The organism is Streptomyces sp. LARHCF249 (genome assembly GCF_052871255.1).
Genome location: NZ_JBIXJQ010000011.1, coordinates 259,898 through 275,700, shown reverse-complemented (window position 1 = coordinate 275,700; position 15,803 = coordinate 259,898). Strand labels below are relative to the sequence as shown.

Annotated in this window: 12 protein-coding genes; 3 read left to right on the top strand and 9 right to left on the bottom strand. The window is 73.3% G+C overall.

All coding sequences use genetic code 11. From position 1 onward, the window contains the following. Positions 1-1,082 (bottom strand): adenosylhomocysteinase (locus tag ACIPUC_RS29330; RefSeq protein ID WP_446593371.1); only part of this gene is annotated, 1,082 nt, incomplete at its 3' end. A 371-nt stretch (positions 1,083-1,453) separates the two neighbouring features. On the opposite strand from ACIPUC_RS29330, the gene ACIPUC_RS29325 reads away from it, so the two are divergent. Then, a complete protein-coding gene (locus ACIPUC_RS29325) occupies positions 1,454-3,568 on the top strand; it encodes a fructose-specific PTS transporter subunit EIIC (RefSeq protein WP_446593369.1) in 2,115 nt (704 codons plus the stop codon). Positions 3,569-3,670: 102 nt separating this feature from the next. Next, positions 3,671-4,360 (top strand): signal peptidase I, encoded by a 690-nt coding sequence (gene lepB, locus ACIPUC_RS29320; protein ID WP_446593367.1) that lies wholly within the window; start codon positions 3,671-3,673, stop codon positions 4,358-4,360. A 78-nt stretch (positions 4,361-4,438) separates the two neighbouring features. On the opposite strand, the gene ACIPUC_RS29315 is transcribed toward lepB, so the two are convergent. The 6 genes from ACIPUC_RS29315 to ACIPUC_RS29290 form a co-directional block, all read right to left on the bottom strand. Next, positions 4,439-5,362: a cation diffusion facilitator family transporter gene (locus tag ACIPUC_RS29315; protein WP_446593365.1), complete on the bottom strand. Its 924-nt coding sequence runs from the start codon at positions 5,360-5,362 to the stop codon at positions 4,439-4,441. 72 nt (positions 5,363-5,434) lie between these two features. Further along, positions 5,435-6,592, bottom strand: coding sequence for a mannose-6-phosphate isomerase, class I (manA, locus tag ACIPUC_RS29310; RefSeq protein ID WP_446593363.1), 1,158 nt, complete (start codon positions 6,590-6,592; stop codon positions 5,435-5,437). Positions 6,593-6,631: 39 nt separating this feature from the next. Next, positions 6,632-7,765, bottom strand: a complete 1,134-nt coding sequence (locus tag ACIPUC_RS29305) for an SIS domain-containing protein (RefSeq protein WP_446593361.1) — start codon at positions 7,763-7,765, stop codon at positions 6,632-6,634. 32 nt (positions 7,766-7,797) lie between these two features. Continuing rightward, positions 7,798-7,983, bottom strand: a complete 186-nt coding sequence (locus tag ACIPUC_RS29300; protein ID WP_272258431.1) for a Trm112 family protein — start codon at positions 7,981-7,983, stop codon at positions 7,798-7,800. A 266-nt stretch (positions 7,984-8,249) separates the two neighbouring features. Further along, entirely contained in the window at positions 8,250-9,620 is a 1,371-nt protein-coding gene (locus ACIPUC_RS29295; protein WP_446593360.1) for a phosphomannomutase/phosphoglucomutase, read from the bottom strand. Between the two features lie 78 nt (positions 9,621-9,698). After that, positions 9,699-10,073, bottom strand: coding sequence for a DUF3499 domain-containing protein (locus ACIPUC_RS29290; RefSeq protein WP_446593358.1), 375 nt, complete (start codon positions 10,071-10,073; stop codon positions 9,699-9,701). Positions 10,074-10,163: 90 nt separating this feature from the next. On the opposite strand from ACIPUC_RS29290, the gene ACIPUC_RS29285 reads away from it, so the two are divergent. Beyond that, a complete protein-coding gene (locus ACIPUC_RS29285; RefSeq protein ID WP_446593357.1) occupies positions 10,164-10,643 on the top strand; it encodes a metallopeptidase family protein in 480 nt (159 codons plus the stop codon). 45 nt (positions 10,644-10,688) lie between these two features. Here the strand turns inward: ACIPUC_RS29285 and ACIPUC_RS29280 are convergent, their stop codons facing one another. Together ACIPUC_RS29280 and ACIPUC_RS29275 are read right to left on the bottom strand one after the other, a co-directional pair. Further along, entirely contained in the window at positions 10,689-12,179 is a 1,491-nt protein-coding gene (locus tag ACIPUC_RS29280; RefSeq protein ID WP_446593356.1) for a DUF5719 family protein, read from the bottom strand. Further along, positions 12,176-15,763, bottom strand: coding sequence for a glycosyltransferase family 2 protein (locus ACIPUC_RS29275; protein WP_446593354.1), 3,588 nt, complete (start codon positions 15,761-15,763; stop codon positions 12,176-12,178). The genes ACIPUC_RS29280 and ACIPUC_RS29275 overlap by 4 nt, the downstream gene beginning before the upstream one ends. Positions 15,764-15,803 lie beyond the last annotated feature (40 nt).

Sequence of the window (15,803 nt, the reverse complement as noted above, 5' to 3'; positions counted from 1 at the left end):
CCCTCGATCTTCGCCAGACCCGCCATGTCGATCTCGTTGTCGAAGTGGCCGATGTTGCCCACGATCGCCTGGTGCTTCATCTTGGCCATGTCCGCAGCCATGATGATGTCCTTGTTGCCGGTCGTGGTGATGAAGATGTCCGCCGTCTCCACCACATCGTCCAGCGTGGCGACCTGGTAGCCGTCCATCGCCGCCTGCAGCGCGCAGATCGGGTCGATCTCCGTGACGATCACCCGCGCGCCCTGGCCGCGCAGCGACTCCGCACACCCCTTGCCGACATCGCCGTACCCGCACACGACCGCGACCTTGCCGCCGATCAGGACGTCCGTCGCCCGGTTGATGCCGTCGATCAGGGAGTGGCGGCAGCCGTACTTGTTGTCGAACTTCGACTTCGTCACGGCATCGTTCACGTTGATCGCCGGGAAGAGCAGGCTGCCCTCGGCCATCATCTCGTAGAGGCGGTGGACACCGGTGGTGGTCTCCTCCGTCACGCCGCGGATCTCGGACGCGAGCTGCGTCCACTTCTGCGGGGCCTCGGCGAGGGTGCGGTTGAGGAGCGTGAGGATGTAGGCGTACTCCTCGGAGTCCGCGGTGGACGGGTCCGGGGCCGCGCCGGCCTTCTCGAACTCGACGCCCTTGTGGACGAGGAGGGTGGCGTCACCACCGTCGTCGAGAATCATGTTCGGGCCGCCGGTGGGGGTGTTCGGCCAGGTCAGAGCCTGCTCCGTGCACCACCAGTACTCCTCCAGCGTCTCGCCCTTCCAGGCGAAGACGGGGACGCCCTGCGGGTTCTCCGGGGTGCCGTTCGGGCCGACCGCGATGGCGGCGGCCGCGTGGTCCTGGGTGGAGAAGATGTTGCAGGAGGCCCAGCGGACGTCGGCGCCGAGGGCGACGAGGGTCTCGATGAGCACGGCGGTCTGCACGGTCATGTGCAGGGAGCCGGTGATGCGGGCGCCGGCCAGCGGCTGGGCCTCCGCGTACTCCGCGCGGATCGACATCAGGCCCGGCATCTCGTGCTCGGCCAGCGTGATCTCCTTGCGGCCGAAGGCGGCGAGGGAAAGGTCTGCGACCTTGAAGTCCATGGGTGCTGCTCCTCATGGTTCGAGAGGGTGGGTACGGCTGAGCCGTGCGCCTGCCGTGCGTGAGCAGGAAGCGGCGCACCGAGCACAGTCCGTCGGGGGCCCTCTCTCCCCTCGGCCGGTCACGAGGACCGCCCGACCGCCATCAGCAGCGACGCCTGACACTGATGACGAATCTACACCGATCGGCCCAGCGTCCCCCAGTGGGCCGGGGGCAAGTCGCGGGTGGGATTCGGGTCCTCCGGCGGGCCGTTCGGGGCCTTTCGGACTTTTGATCCATCCCCCACCGGGGGAAGGATGCCGGTGGATCGGAATCGGAGCACGTGCACGACCGTGCGATCCCGCAGGCCGCCCACGGCGTAAGGAGCTTTCACGTGACCAGTCCGGCAGGCCCGCCCGCGGGCGGGGGCGCTGGGGGCACCTCCCAGACGACGTCCGGGGCAGGGCGGAAGCGCCTGAAGCTGCTCGCCGTCACCGCGTGTCCCACCGGGATCGCGCACACCTACATGGCCGCGGAGAAGCTCCAGCAGGCCGCCGATCGCCTCGGTATCGACATGAAGGTGGAGACGCAGGGCTCGATCGGGGCCGAGAACGTGCTCACTGACAACGATGTCAGGGAGGCGGACGGCGTCATCGTCGCCGCCGACAAGGAGGTTGACCGCGAGCGCTTCGCGGGCAAGCGGGTCCTGTCCACCGGTGTCGCGGACGGCATCCACAAGCCGGAGGAGCTGATCGAGCGCGTGCAGAGCGCGCCCGTGCAGGCCGGTACGGCCGCGGCCGCGGGCGCGGGCAGTGGCGGGAGCTGGAGCGGGGCCGGGGGCGACGGGCACGAGCGCAGTGCCGCGTACAAGGCGCTGATGAACGGCGTCTCGCACATGATTCCGTTCGTGGTGGTGGGCGGTCTGCTGCTGGCCGTCTCGATCGCGCTCGGCGGGCGCTCGACGTCCGAGGGCATCGTCTTCGACGAGGGGTCGTTCTGGTTCTACGTGAACGCCCTGGGCGCCCTCGGCTTCACGCTGATGCTGCCGATCTTCTCCGGGTACATCGCCTTCGCCCTCGGTGACCGGCCCGCGCTCGTCCCCGGCATGATCGGCGGCTTCCTGGCCGCCAATGCCACGGCCATCTACAAGGCCGATGCCAACGCCGGCTTCCTGGGGGCGATCGCGACCGGCTTCCTGGCGGGCTATCTGGTCGTCTGGATCAAAAAGGTCAAGGTCCCCAAGTTCGTCCAGCCGATCATGCCGATCATCGTGATCCCGATCCTGTCCACGGTCGCGCTCGGCCTGTTCTACATCTACGTGATCGGCCGGCCCATCTCCTGGGTGTTCACGCACCTGACCAACTGGCTGAACGGGATGACCGGCTCCAGCGCGATCGTGCTCGGCGCGCTGATCGGCCTGATGATCGCCTTCGACATGGGCGGCCCGGTCAACAAGACGGCCTTCCTCGTCGCTGTCGGCCTCATCGGCACCAACAACGCCGTCATGGGCATGGCCGCCGCCGCGATCCCGGTCATGCCGCTCGGCCAGGGACTGGCGACGCTGCTGCGCCGCAAGCTCTACTCCGGCCAGGAACGGGAGACCGGCATCGCCGCGCTGTTCATGGGCTTCTTCGGCATCTCAGAAGGGGCCATTCCGTTCGCTGCCGCACGGCCGGCGCAGGTCATCCCCGCGAACATGCTCGGCGGCGCGGTGGCCGGCGCCATCGCGGGCCTGTCCGGGGTCGAGGACTCGGTGCCGCACGGCGGTCCGATCGTCTCGCTGTTCGGCGCCGTCAGCGGGGTCGCGATGTTCTTCGTCGCCATCGCGGCGGGCACGGTCGTCACCGCCCTGACCACCAACGCGCTGATCGAGATCAAGCAGCGCCGGGAGGGCGGGAGCGCGCCGCAGGTGCTCGCCCCCGAGCCGGTGCCGGCCGGTGTGGGCGCGGGTGCCGACGTGGGCGGCGGTGCGGGCGCCGGTGTGGGCGGGACGGCCGTACGGGCGCAGGCCGTGCCCTCGGCGGCGGCCGCCGCCCCGGCCGCCGGGCAGCCCGAGGTGCTCTCCGGGTACCTGACGGAGCAGACGGTGCGGACGGAGCTGGCCGCCGGCGACAAGGAGGCGGCGATCCGCGAGATGGCGCAGATGCTGGCCTCCACCGGCAGCGTCCGGGACGTGGACGAGCTCGTGCGGGTCGCTCTCGCGCGCGAGGCGCAGGGTACGACCGGCCTCGGCGAGTCGATCGCGATCCCGCACGCCAAGACGGATGCGGTGGCCCGGCCCGCGGTGGGCTTCGCCCGGTCCGGCGAGGGCATCGAGTGGGGCGCCCTGGACGGGACGAAGGCCCGGCTGATCTTCATGGTCTCGGTGCCGGAGGCGGCGGCCGGTGACGAGCACCTGCGGATCCTGGCGCTGCTGTCGCGCAAGCTGATGGACGGCGGCTTCCGGGAGCGCCTGCAGAGCGCTCCGGACGAGACGGCGATCCTGGACGTGCTGCGCGAGATCCGGTAGCCCACCTGAACAGGTCGGGCCCGTCATCACCCTGGCGGTGACGGGCCCGACGGCGTTCCGTACGCTGCCCGCTCACACGGTGCTTCTGAGGGGGACGGGCTGATGGAACGCAGGCGGGGCCGCAGACGCGGCATCTGGGCGATCGTGCTGCTGGTGGCCGGCGGGCTGCTGGTGCTCGGCGGGGCGATCCGGGGCGCGATGACGGACCAGCACTCGGAGGTGGTCTACGACAAGAGGACCATCCCGAGCGAGAACATGCGGCCGACGTACGAGCCGGGCGACACCGCCTGGTTCTCCATGGGCACCGACGGTGGCAACTTCGAGGTTTCGCGTGGGGACGTGGTGCTCGTCGACGTTCCGGAGTGGGTGCCGGACGGGCCCCTGCTGTCGCGCGTGGTGGCGGTCGGCGGCGACCGGATCGAGTACCGGCGGGGCGAGACGACGCTCAGGCTCAACGGGGCGCCCCTGGACGAGCCGTACATCCTGGACCGGTCGCGGCCGTCGAGCGTGCCCTTCGACGTGACGGTGCCCCAGGGGCGGATGTTCCTGATGGGCGACAACCGCATGAACTCGTTCGACTCCTCGCTTCGCCCCGAGAACGACCAGGGCACTCTCCCCAAGTCGTCGGTGATCGGCGAGGACGTCCCGCGCCCGACGGGTCTCCTGGTCGCGGGCGGGGCCATGATGGTCGGGGCCGTCGCGTTCCTGGGCGGGGGCGTGCTGGGGGTCTGGGCGCTGGTCGTGCGCCGGCGGCGTCCGGAGCCGGTCGCGCCGGTCTGGCCCGCGGCCTGAGTACCGAGCCGGGAACGCCGAAGGCCCCCGCGAGCCGGGAACGGCTCGGGGGGGCCTTCGTACGCGTACGCCCGAGGGTTACTTGGCCCCGTCCGGACGGTAGATGTCCGGCTCCAGGTAGATCACCCGGGCGATCGGGACGGCCGCGCGGATGCGGTCCTCGGCGGCGTTGATGGCTTCCGCCACCTGCGTCGCGGTGTCGTTGCCCTCGACGGCGATCTTGGCGGCGACCAGCAGCTCCTCGGGGCCGAGGTGCAGGGTCCGCATGTGGATCACCCGGGTGACGACGACCCCGTCGACGAGCGCGGCGTTGATCTTGTCGACCTCATCGGTGCCCGCGGCCTCGCCGAGCAGCAGGGACTTGGTCTCCGCGGCGAGGACGATCGCGATGACGATGAGCAGGATGCCGATGCACAGGGTTCCGATGCCGTCCCAGACGCCGTCGCCGGTGATGAGGGCGATGCCGACGCCGCCGAGGGCCAGCACCAGGCCGACGAGCGCGCCGAGGTCCTCCAGCAGGACCACGGGCAGTTCGGGCGCCTTGGCCCGCTTGATGAACTCGCGCCACGACAGGTTGCCGCGGATCTCGTTCGACTCCTTGATGGCGGTACGGAACGAGAACGACTCGGCGATGATCGCGAAGACGAGCACGCCGACGGGCCAGTACCAGGCCTCGATCGCGTGCGGGTGCTTGATCTTCTCGTAGCCCTCGTAGATGGCGAACATGCCACCGACCGAGAACAGCACGATGGAGACGAGGAACGCGTAGATGTAGCGCTCGCGCCCGTACCCGAAGGGGTGTTGCGGGGTCGCCTCGCGCTGGGCCTTCTTCCCGCCGAGGAGCAGCAGGCCCTGGTTCCCGGAGTCCGCCAGCGAGTGGACGCTTTCCGCGAGCATCGACGAGGAGCCGCTGAAGAGGAATGCCACGAATTTGGCTACAGCGATGGCGAGGTTGGCGGCGAGTGCCGCCACGATCGCCTTGGTACCGCCCGACGCGCTCATGGGTGCTGGGTGTCCTTCCTTGCCGCTGGCTTCCGGCCGCACATTGTTGCAGCTGCTGCGGCGGACGCTGCGTCAGACCACCACGGTGGCACGGAAGACGGTGCCCGTTCCGGACAGTTCGGTCTTTTCGCCCGCCGGTACGAAGACCGACTCTCCGGGAGTCAGGGACAGTTCGCCGACGCGGGGTGAACCGGCCGTGCAGAGCAGGATCTGCGGGGCGTCCTCGGGGAGCACGCGGGAGGCCGCACCGGGCGCGAGGAGGAAGCGGGAGAGCCGGAACTCGTCGATGGGGGCCTCGTAGACCTCCTCGCCGTCGCCCTCGGGGCGCAGCACGTGCGGGTCGCCGGACGCGAACGCCACGATCTTCAGGAGCTCCGGCACGTCCACGTGTTTGGGGGTGAGTCCGGCGCGCAGCACGTTGTCGGAGTTGGCCAGCACCTCGACGCCGAGGCCGCCGATGTAGGCGTGCGGGACGCCGGCGCCGAGGAACACCGCCTCGCCGGGCTGGAGTCGGAAGTGGTTGAGCAGCATGGCCGCGATGACGCCCGGGTCGCCGGGGTAGTCGTGGACGAGGTGCGCGTACGGGGCGTACGGGCCGCCCAGGCGCTCGGCGGCGGCCGCGGCCTCGGTGACGGTCTGGGCCATCTGCTCGCGGTCGGCGGTCAGTACGGCGGTGAGCACCTCGCGCAGCGCGGCGTCCTCGGGATGGGCGCGCAGCAGGTCGGCGTACGGCTTGAGGGAACCGACCCCGAGCCCTTCGAGCAGATCGGCCGACTGGAGCGGGGGCCGGAAGCCGCACAGCCCGTCGAACGGGGTGAGCGCGCAGAGCATCTCGGGCTTGTGGTTGGGGTCCTTGTAGTTGCGGTGGCCCGCGTCGATCGGGACGCCGCGCCGCTCCTCGTCCTCGAAGCCGGCCTTGGCCTGGGCGAGGTCGGGGTGGACCTGGAGGGAGAGGGGGGCGCCGGCGGCGAGGAGTTTGAGGAGGAAGGGCAGCCGGGGGCCGAACCTGGCGACGGCGGCGGCGCCCAGTTCGCCCTCGGGGTCGGCGGCGATGACGTCCGAGAGGGCCTTCTCACCGGCTCCGCGGTCGATGCGGGACGGGGCGCCCGGGTGGGCACCCATCCACATCTCGGCCTGGGGCTCACCGGTGGGCTCTACGCCGAGCAGTTGGGGGATGGCGGTGGTCGATCCCCAGGCGTAGGGGCGGATCGTGTTCGTCAGACGGTCCATCGTCGTCTTCCTGGATAGAGCCGGGCACGGACGTGTACCTCAGCTGTGTCCCCCGGAAGCCAACGCCAGGTAGGCGGTGGCGAAATCCGTGACGGCGAGGAGTTCGGCGAGCTGTTCCAGCTCCACGCCCTCCTCCGGTTCGAGCTCGCTGACGGCCGTGTCGTGGCTGAGGGCGAGCTCGCGTGCGGCGGGGGCGGCGGTGAGCCCGCCTGCCGGCCGGTCACGCAGCAGGACGATGCGGGCGCGCAGAGCCTGCGGCTCTTCGACCCGGTCGCGGAAGAAGTCTTCGGGATCGGCCCCGGCGGCGAACGATCCGGCCAGCAGCACGCCGTGGGCGGGCAGCGCCTCGGGGAGGGCCGCGGCCAGTGCGGGCCGGCCGGCGAGCTCGGCGAGGGTGGCGGCGAAGCGGCGGCCCGCGGGGCCGGCGCCGGTGCCCTCGCTCCAGATGAGCGGGAGGGTGTCGGCCAGCTCGGCGGCGAGGGTCTTGGCCGGGTTGGAGTAGGTGGCGATGGCGGGCCCGCAGCGCTCGGCGGTGCGGTCGAGCCGGTCGGCGACGAGCTGGAGGGCGTCGGGGGCGGCGCTGATCAGGCCGACCTTGTCGAGGAGCACCAGCAGCGGCGTCAGCAGGGCCCACAGGGCGCCGGGTCCGGCCGCGGCGGACTCGTCGTACTCCTGGTACGGGGCCTTGGCCATCGGTACGAGGAGCCCGTGCGCGCCGTCCACGGCCTCGCTCAGCGGTGAGCGCTCGGGGGCGACGGCAACGACGTTGCAGCCGCGCCGGTAGGCCTGTTCGGCGAGTACGGCGAGGCCCGGCTCGGTGCCGTCGGTGGTGGCGATGAGCAGCAGGTCGACGGAGCCGGCCCAGCCGGGCAGGGCCCAGCGCAGGGCGCCGGAGGCGTGCGCGACGCCGGTGGGGTCCAGGCGGATGACGGGCGCGGAGGCTCCGGCGAGGGCGCCGAGCAGGTCGGCGACGCCGGTGGCGGCGGTGCCGGAACCGGCGATCATGACGGCGCGGGGGCGGCCGTCCGGGCGCAGGTCGCCGAGGCCCGCCTCGGCCGCGTGCCGGGCCGCGGTACGGACTCTGGCCCCGGCCTCGGCGGCACCTCGGAGCAGGCCCCGCCGGTCGGCGCGGGCGAGATCGTCCGGTGCGTCGAGGAGCGACTCGTCGAGCATGGCGGCCTCCGGCGGTGTCGGCGCGGGTGGGGTCAGGCGGGGCGGCGGGCCTCGTCCACGAGGAGGACCGGGATTCCGTCACGGACCGGATAGGCGAGGCCGCAGTCCTGGCCGGTGCAGATCAGCTCGGGAGCCGTCTCGTCGGCCGACTTGTCCTCGAGGGGCGCGTGGCAGGCGGGGCAGGCGAGGATCTCCAGAAGACCGGCTTCGAGCGGCATGGGGCGGGTTCCCTTCGGGGATGACGGTGGGCCGTGGTCAGCGTACCGCCGAGTCACCTGCGGTGCGGCCCTACGTGGGTCCGGTGCGGCGCCGTTGCGGGGCTCCGCCCCGGGGGAACCCGGCTCCGCCGGGCACCGGGCTCCGCCCGGACCCGCGCCTCGAACGCCGGCGGGGCTGGGTGTGGCTCGGCTGCACTCGAAAGCGCCGCCCGGCGGAGCCGGATGCGCGGCGGGGGCTGTGAACAGCCCCCGCCGCCCTCCCGCCATCAGGCGCGGATCAGGGCGAGGATCTCGTCGCGGACCTTGGCCAGGGTGGCCTCGTCGCGGGCCTCGACGTTCAGCCGCAGCAGGGGCTCGGTGTTGGAGGCGCGGACGTTGAACCACCAGTCGCCGCCGGTGGCGGTCAGGCCGTCCAGCTCGTCCAGTGCGACGTCCTCGCGGGCCCCGTACGCGGCCTTGACCGCGGCCAGGCGGGCCGCCTGGTCCGCGACCGTCGAGTTGATCTCACCCGAACCCGCGTAGCGGTCGTAGGAGGCCACCAGAGACGACAGCGGGCCGTCCTGACCGCCGAGGGCCGCCAGCACGTGGAGCGCGGCGAGCATGCCGGTGTCCGCGTTCCAGAAGTCCTTGAAGTAGTAGTGCGCCGAGTGCTCACCACCGAAGATCGCACCCGTCTTCGCCATCTCCTCCTTGATGAAGGAATGGCCGACACGGGTGCGGACCGGCGTGCCGCCGTTCTCCCGGACCACCTCGGGCACCGACCAGGAGGTGATCAGGTTGTGGATCACCGTGCCGGTGCCGCCGTTGCGCGCCAGCTCACGGGCCGCCACCAGGGCGGTGATCGCCGAGGGGGAAACACCCTCACCGCGCTCGTCCACGATGAAGCAGCGGTCCGCGTCCCCGTCGAACGCGATGCCCAGGTCCGCGCCCTCCGCCAGCACACGGGCCTGCAGGTCCACGATGTTCTTCGGGTCGAGGGGGTTGGCCTCGTGGTTCGGGAACGTGCCGTCCAGCTCGAAGTACATCGGGACCAAGTCCAGCGGCAGGCCCTCGAACACGGTCGGGACGGTGTGGCCGCCCATGCCGTTGCCCGCGTCCACGACCACCTTCAGCGGGCGGATCGAGGCCAGGTCGACCAGGCCCCGCAGGTGCTCGGCGTAGCCGGTCAGGGTGTCCTGCTCGGTGACCGTGCCCGCGACCGTGCCCGCCGCGATCGCCGGAGCGCCCTGGTCCGACCACTTCTCCACCAGCTCACGGATCTGCGACAGACCCGTGTCCTGGCCGACCGGGGCCGCGCCCGCCCGGCACAGCTTGATTCCGTTGTACTTCGCCGGATTGTGCGAGGCCGTGAACATCGCACCCGGCAGGTTCAAGGAGCCGGACGCGTAGTACAGCTGGTCCGTCGAGCACAGCCCGATCAGCGTCACGTCCACACCACGCGCGGCCGCACCCCGTGCGAACGCCGCCGACAGACCCGGCGACGAAGGCCGCATGTCATGACCGATCACGATCGCCGAAGCGTCCGTGACCTCGACGAACGCGGCACCGAACAGCTCCGCCAGGGGCTCGTCCCACTCGTCCGGTACGACGCCGCGTACGTCATACGCCTTGACGATGTTCGAAAGATCTGCGGCCACTGCCTGCCCTCCTGAAGGTTCCGTGCGGTCCGGCCAACCTACCTTGAACCGGTACCCGCTCTTCAGATGAACGGAGCGTCAGGAATCGGGCGATCTCAGAACACGCAGGTGTCCGCGTCGGGTCTCGCCGGTGACCGGGCCCCCCGAGCCGGATCCTCCGGCCTTAGCCGCGCGCTCGGGCGGGCGGGCCGCTTCGCGGACGGCGTTGGCGAGGGCTTCGAGGTCGTCGCCGCTGGGGCGCGACGGCCCGGAGCCGTCGGACAGGCGGACGACGTCCCAGCCGCGCGGGGCGGTCAGGCGCTCGGAGTGCTCGGCGCACAGGTCGTAGCAGTGGGGCTCGGCGTAGGTGGCGAGCGGGCCGAGAACTGCGGTCGAATCGGCGTAGACGTACGTCAGTGTCGCGACGGCAGGGCGGCCGCACGCGGTGCGCGAACAACGACGTACAAGGCTCACGACGTTGGACGGTACCGCACTCTTGACCGGGCCGCGACGACTCTCCCGCCGCTCACTCCCCCGTGTCGTGCCGAGAGCTACCCTGCGGGGGTGACCGACAGCCCGCTGCCTCCCCGTCCCGCCCAACCCCCCGCCGGGGCCCCCGCCGAGCCGCGCCCGCGCCGGCGGGACCGGCACGGGCGCGGGATGCGCGGGCCGGTGGCACCGCCGCAGGTGCCGCTGTCGGCGAGCCGGTCGGAGATGTTCGGGGACCTCGTACGGGACTCCGTGGAGCGGCTGGAGCGGCGCTGGCCGCAGCTGGCCGAGGTGGAGTTCCTGGTCGGCGACGTGCCGGGGCCGCCTGGCGGACCGGACGCCGGCTGGAACGACGAGGCGGTGCCGCTGGGCGGGGTCCAGGAGCCGCGCGAGGGCCGGCCGGCCCGGATCGTGGTCTTCCGGCGGCCGGTGGAGATCCGTACCAAGACGCGGGACGAGAAGGCCCTGCTGGTCCACGAGATCGTGGTGGAGCAGGTGGCGGAGCTGCTGGGGCTGTCGCCGGAGACGGTGGACCCGCGCTACGGCCAGGACTAGGTCCACGGGCCGTAGCGCGGGTCGGCAGGTCAGCGGGTCGGCAGGTCAGCGGGTCAGGACCGACAGGTCCTCGGCGGCCCTGGGGACCGAGACCGTGGAGTGGTCGTCGGACAGGGTCTGGACGGTGAACATCGCGATGCCCTCGTGCGGGAGGTTCAGGGTGCGGGCCGCGTGGACCGGGCCGCCCGAGAGGGTCTCGACGGTGAGCGCGTAGGAGCCCTTGCCGCCCGCCGGGGCCACGGCCACCACCTGCGTGGTGCCCGCCTTGACGGTCACCTCCTGGGAGGCCGCCTCCCCGCCGCCGGTGCCCGGTGAGGCCGTCACCTTGACCTTCGCGTCCTGGTCGCCCGGCACCGTCAGCGACAGGACCGTCGCGTTCTCCTCGGGGCGGTTGTCGGCCGCGGTCGCCCGCGTGCCCACCGGCCCGACGGCCTGGACGAAGCCCAGCTCCTGCTTGGCGCCGCTGCCGCGGACCACCCGTACCGCCGCGACGACCGGGGCGGCCTTCTTGGGGTCCGCCGGGGTCAGCAGCAGCGAGCCGGCTTCGCCGCGGGTCACGTCCTTGAGGTCGACGCTCGCGGTCATACCGGCCTTGACGTGCAGCTGTTCGTTGCCCGCCGGGGTGATGGCGCCGCCCGGAGCGGCGAGGCGGACCTTCAGGTCCGCGTCCTCGTCGCCGGGTACGAAGGCCACCAGCCGGACGGAGACCGCGTCGGCCGGGATGCCCGGCAGGACCAGCGAGCCCGCCGGGTCCGCGGCGGCCGGCAGCCAGTCGGCTCCGACGCCCTCCTCGGCGACCTGGACCGAGGCGCCGACCCGGCCCGCCCGGGTCGTCACGTGGGCGGTGGCGTCCGCGAGCTGGCTGTTCGGGACCAGGGAGGAGAGCAGGACCGACTTGCTGGACTTGGGGTCGATCCGGATGTTCTCGCTGGTGCCCGCGTCGGGCTTGGCCGCTCCGTCCGGGCCGAACAGCTTGATGTCCACGACGGCCGCGGCGTCGTCGGGGTTGGTGAGGTGCAGGTAGTCCTCGCGGCCCTTGGCGGTGCTCACGGCCGGGAACCAGAAGTCGGTGCCCGGCGCCGTGCAGGAGGCGCCGAGGAGGCCCCGGGCCCGGCCGACGGAGACCTTCGTGGTCAGCTGCGCGGTCCAGCCGGGGGCGAGGACCCCGTCGGCGCTGCCGGTGAGCGCGGGGGCGTCGGCGCCGGAGGCGGTGGCCCCGAAGGGCTTGCCCACCTCCTTGGGCTCCAGCACCGGCTTGGCGTCCTTGGTGGCGCCGAGCAGCCGGGCCGAGCCCTTGCCCTCGGCGGATCCGGCCGCACCGGGGGTGAACGCCGTGTACGTGGTGTCCGCGATGTCCGAGGAGCTGGGCGCCGGGCAGACCAGGAGGGACCGTTCCACCGGCATCCGGGCTCCGGCCGCGGCCTTGCCGTCGGGCGCGGTGCCCCCGGCGGCGGGGGCGGTGAGGGCGGCGATGCCGGTGAGGGCGGCCAGCGCCGCAGTGACGGCCGCCAGCGTGAGGGGTGCGCGCTGCTTCACTGCTGGGGGCTCCCGTCCGGACGCGGGTCGTACTGCGCGTGGGGGTCGTGGCTGGTGTGGGGGTCGTACGGCTCGTACGGGTAGGGGTACTGCTGCTCGGCCTGCTGCTGCGGGTACGGGTACTGCTCGTACCCCGCGGGCTGCTGGTAGGGCTGCTGCGGTTGCGGCTCGTAGGCGTAGCCGCTCTGGTCCGGGTAGGCCTGGTAGGCGTACGTCTCCTCCCCGTAGACCGGCTGCGCCGGGATCCCCGCGTACGGGTCGGCGGCCACCGCGGCCTCCACCGGGGCGGGGGCGGGCTCGGCCTCCGCGCGCAGCCGGCGGGCGCGGCGGCCCTCGCCCGGCTCGCCCGGGCCGGGCGGGGCCCCGGTGGGTGCCGCGGCGGCGGCCTCGTCCTCGGGGAGGTCGTCGTCGAGCCGCTCGCGGCGGCCGGGCAGGGCCATCACCAGCAGCACCAGGGCGAGGAGTCCTTGCGCCCAGTGCCAGCCGGTGCGCAGGAGGGAGTCCTCGTGGACGAGGTCGAGGCGGCCGCCGGCGGCGGGCAGTTCGAAGCCCTGCGCCCAGCCGTCGAGGGTCTTGGGCTTGAGGGGCTTGCCGTCGAGGGTGGCCTGCCAGCCGGCGTCGGCGCGGTCGGCGATGCGCAGCACGCGGCCGGCCTCACCGGCCGGGATCTTGCCGTGGGCCTCGACGGGGCCCGCGGCGACCGGGATGGGGGCCTCGCCCTGCTTGCCGGAGACGATGACGGCGCGCGGCAGCCAGGGTTCGACGCCCCACAGCGCCGTGCCGTCCTGCTGGTGGCGGCGGCTGAGGCCGGGGGTGGCGTCGAGGACGCGGCGGATCTCCTCGGGCCCGCCGGGGCGGAACATGACGAAGCGGATGGCGTAGGCGCTGAGCTGGCTGGACTGGTCGGCTCCGGAGCCGGCGACCAGGTTGGAGACGACCTTGTCGAGGCGGGGGTCGCTGCCGGTGCGGGCGGCGACCTCGGCGTCGCCGAGGCGGCCGCCGGAGCCTCGGACGAGGCTGTAGGAGACGGTGGCGGGCGGGTCCAGGTCGAGGATCAGGGTGCGGGTCTGGTTGTCGTCCCCGCCCGCGTCGGCGACGAAGGCGGGCACCTGCACCGGGTCGCGGCGCTGGAGCGGGCCGTCGGCGCCGGCGACGAGCCAGGAGGCCGCGGCGATCAGCGGTGCGGCCGCGGCGACGAGGGCGATCAGCGCGGCGAGCGGCTGGCGCCAGCCGAAGCTGCGGGCGGCGACTCGCTCCTTGGCTCCGTCGGCGCCGAGTGCGGCGGCCGCCAGCAGGGCGAGCCCGTAGACGAGGGTGGCCGGTCCGGCCCACGCACCGCGGTTGAGGAGGACGGCGAGGAGCAGGGCGGCGAGGGCGGTGGCCCAGGCGGTGCGGACGGCGAACTGCCGGTCGGTGCGGAGCAGGGCGGCGAGCGCGGCGAGGACGACGCCGAGGAGCAGCAGGCCGCCGGCGGCGCCGGGGCCGCCCGGGCTGATGCCGAGCAGGTCCAGGGCGGAGGCGGAGCCGGTTCCGTAGGGCAGTCCGGCTTCGCGCAGGAAGCGGCCGGGGTGCGTGAGCAGGCCCAGCGACCAGGGGGCGAGCACGAGGAGCGGGACGGCGAGGGTGGCGAGCAGCCGCGGCCCGTACGTCTTCCACTGCGCGCGGCGGAGCACGAGAGCGCCGGTCCCGAGGACGGCGGCGAGCGGCCAGACGACGGGGGTGAAGGCGGTGGCCAGGGTCAGCAGCAGGGTGTACGTCCACACGGCGCGCCAGCTGCTGCGGTCGCTGTCGGCGAGCCCGAAGGCGGCGACGGCGGAGCGGGCGGTCAGCGGCAGCAGGACGGCGAGGACGGCGGTGCCGAGGCGGCCTCCGGCGAGGGCTCCGGTGACGGCGGGCAGGAAGGCGTAGGCGATGGCGGCCCAGGCGCGCAGCAGCCGGGATTCGACGAGCGGCCGGGAGGCGAAGTACGCCGTGAGTCCGGCCAGCGGGACGGAGCCGACGAGCAGCAGGGTCAGGGCGGCGTGGGTGGAGCCGAAGAGGAGGGTGGAGAACGCGCCGAGGACGGCCAGGTAGGGCGGTGCCTCGGCGGTGGATCCGGTGGAGACGGCCTGCCAGCCGCCGGTGTAGGCGCGCCACAGGTCGGGGCCGCTGTCGGGGGCGGGGAGCAGGGCGCCGCCCATCAGGGAGCCGCCGCCGATGAGGGCGCGGCAGGCGGCGAGGGAGACGAGCAGGAGCAGGCCGAAGAGGACGGGGGCGGGGTTGCGGGCGATCCGCTTGAGGCGCGCGAACCGCTCTTCGGCCACCAGGTAGTCGCCGTCCTCGCCGGGTGCGTTGAGGATGCTGCCGCCGCCGTGCCGGCCGGCGGGGGCGGCGTCGGTGGCGCGGACGTCGCCGAAGTATCCGGCGAGCTGTTCGGCGTTGGCGCGCAGGGAGGCGCCGGGCGGCGGGAAGAGCGGGCGCAGCTCGGCCGCGGGGACGGCGGGGCGGCGGCGGGCCTTGCGGGCGGCGAGCAGGCGGCCGGGGCGCAGCAGGGTGGCGAGGAGGCCGGTGAACTCGTCGACGGCCTGGCCGGGGGCCTTGCCGACGAGGTAGGCGAGGGTGCGCAGCACGGTGCCGAGCAGGACGCGCAGCAGGACGTACGGCAGGGCGCGGCCGGAGCTGTTGGCGAGCATCGTGTAGACGGCGCCGGCCTTGTCCACGCGGTGCGGGCTGGCGCTGGTGCGGCCGGCGCAGTCGACGGTGCGGCGTTCGCGGGCGGAGGCCTCGGCGTGGCGCATGACGGCGTCGGGGGCGACGAGGACGGTGTGGCCGGCGCTCTGGGCGCGCCAGCACAGGTCGACGTCGTCGCGCATGAGGGGCAGCCGCTTGTCGAAGCCGCCGAGGGCGTCGTAGACGTCGCGGCGCACCAGCATGCCGGCGGTGGAGACGGAGAGGACGGGGCGTACCTGGTCGTGCTGGCCCTGGTCCTGTTCGCGGCGGTCGAGCCCGGTCCAGCGGCGGCCGCTGCGGGCGATGGTGACGCCGGCTTCGAGGAGCTGCTTCTTGTCGTACCAGCCGCGCAGTTTGGGGCCGATGACGGCCGCTTCGGGGTTCTCGTCGGCGACGCGGAGCAGTTCGGTGAGGGCGTCGGGCTCGGGCGCGCTGTCGTCGTGGAGGAGCCACAGCCACTGGACGGGTTCGCCGTGCGGGAGCTCGGGGAGGTCGTACGTGTCGTCGCGCCAGGTGCGGCTGACGGGATCCCACCCGCTGGGGCGCTTGAGGTACGGGAGGTCCTCGGGGGTCAGGGTGCCGGCGGTGCGGGCTGCTTCGTCGACGGCGGTGCCGAAGCCGGTGCGGCGGGCGAGGTGCAGGACGCGGTCGTCGCCGAAGGCCTGGTTGAGCAGTCGCGCGGACTCGTCGGCGCTGCCGGTGTCGGCGGCCACGTGGTTCTGCGCGGGGCGTTCCTGGCCGAGGAGGCCGGCGAGGGTCCTGGGCAGCCAGCGGGCGCCGTCGTGGGCGACGAGGACCGCGGTGACGACGTGCCGGGGGAACTCGGGTGTGGCGGGGGCCTGCTGGGAGGCCGCCGACTGGCTGTGCAGGGACATCGCGCTACTGGCCCTCCGGCCTGGGGGTCCCCCGCGACCG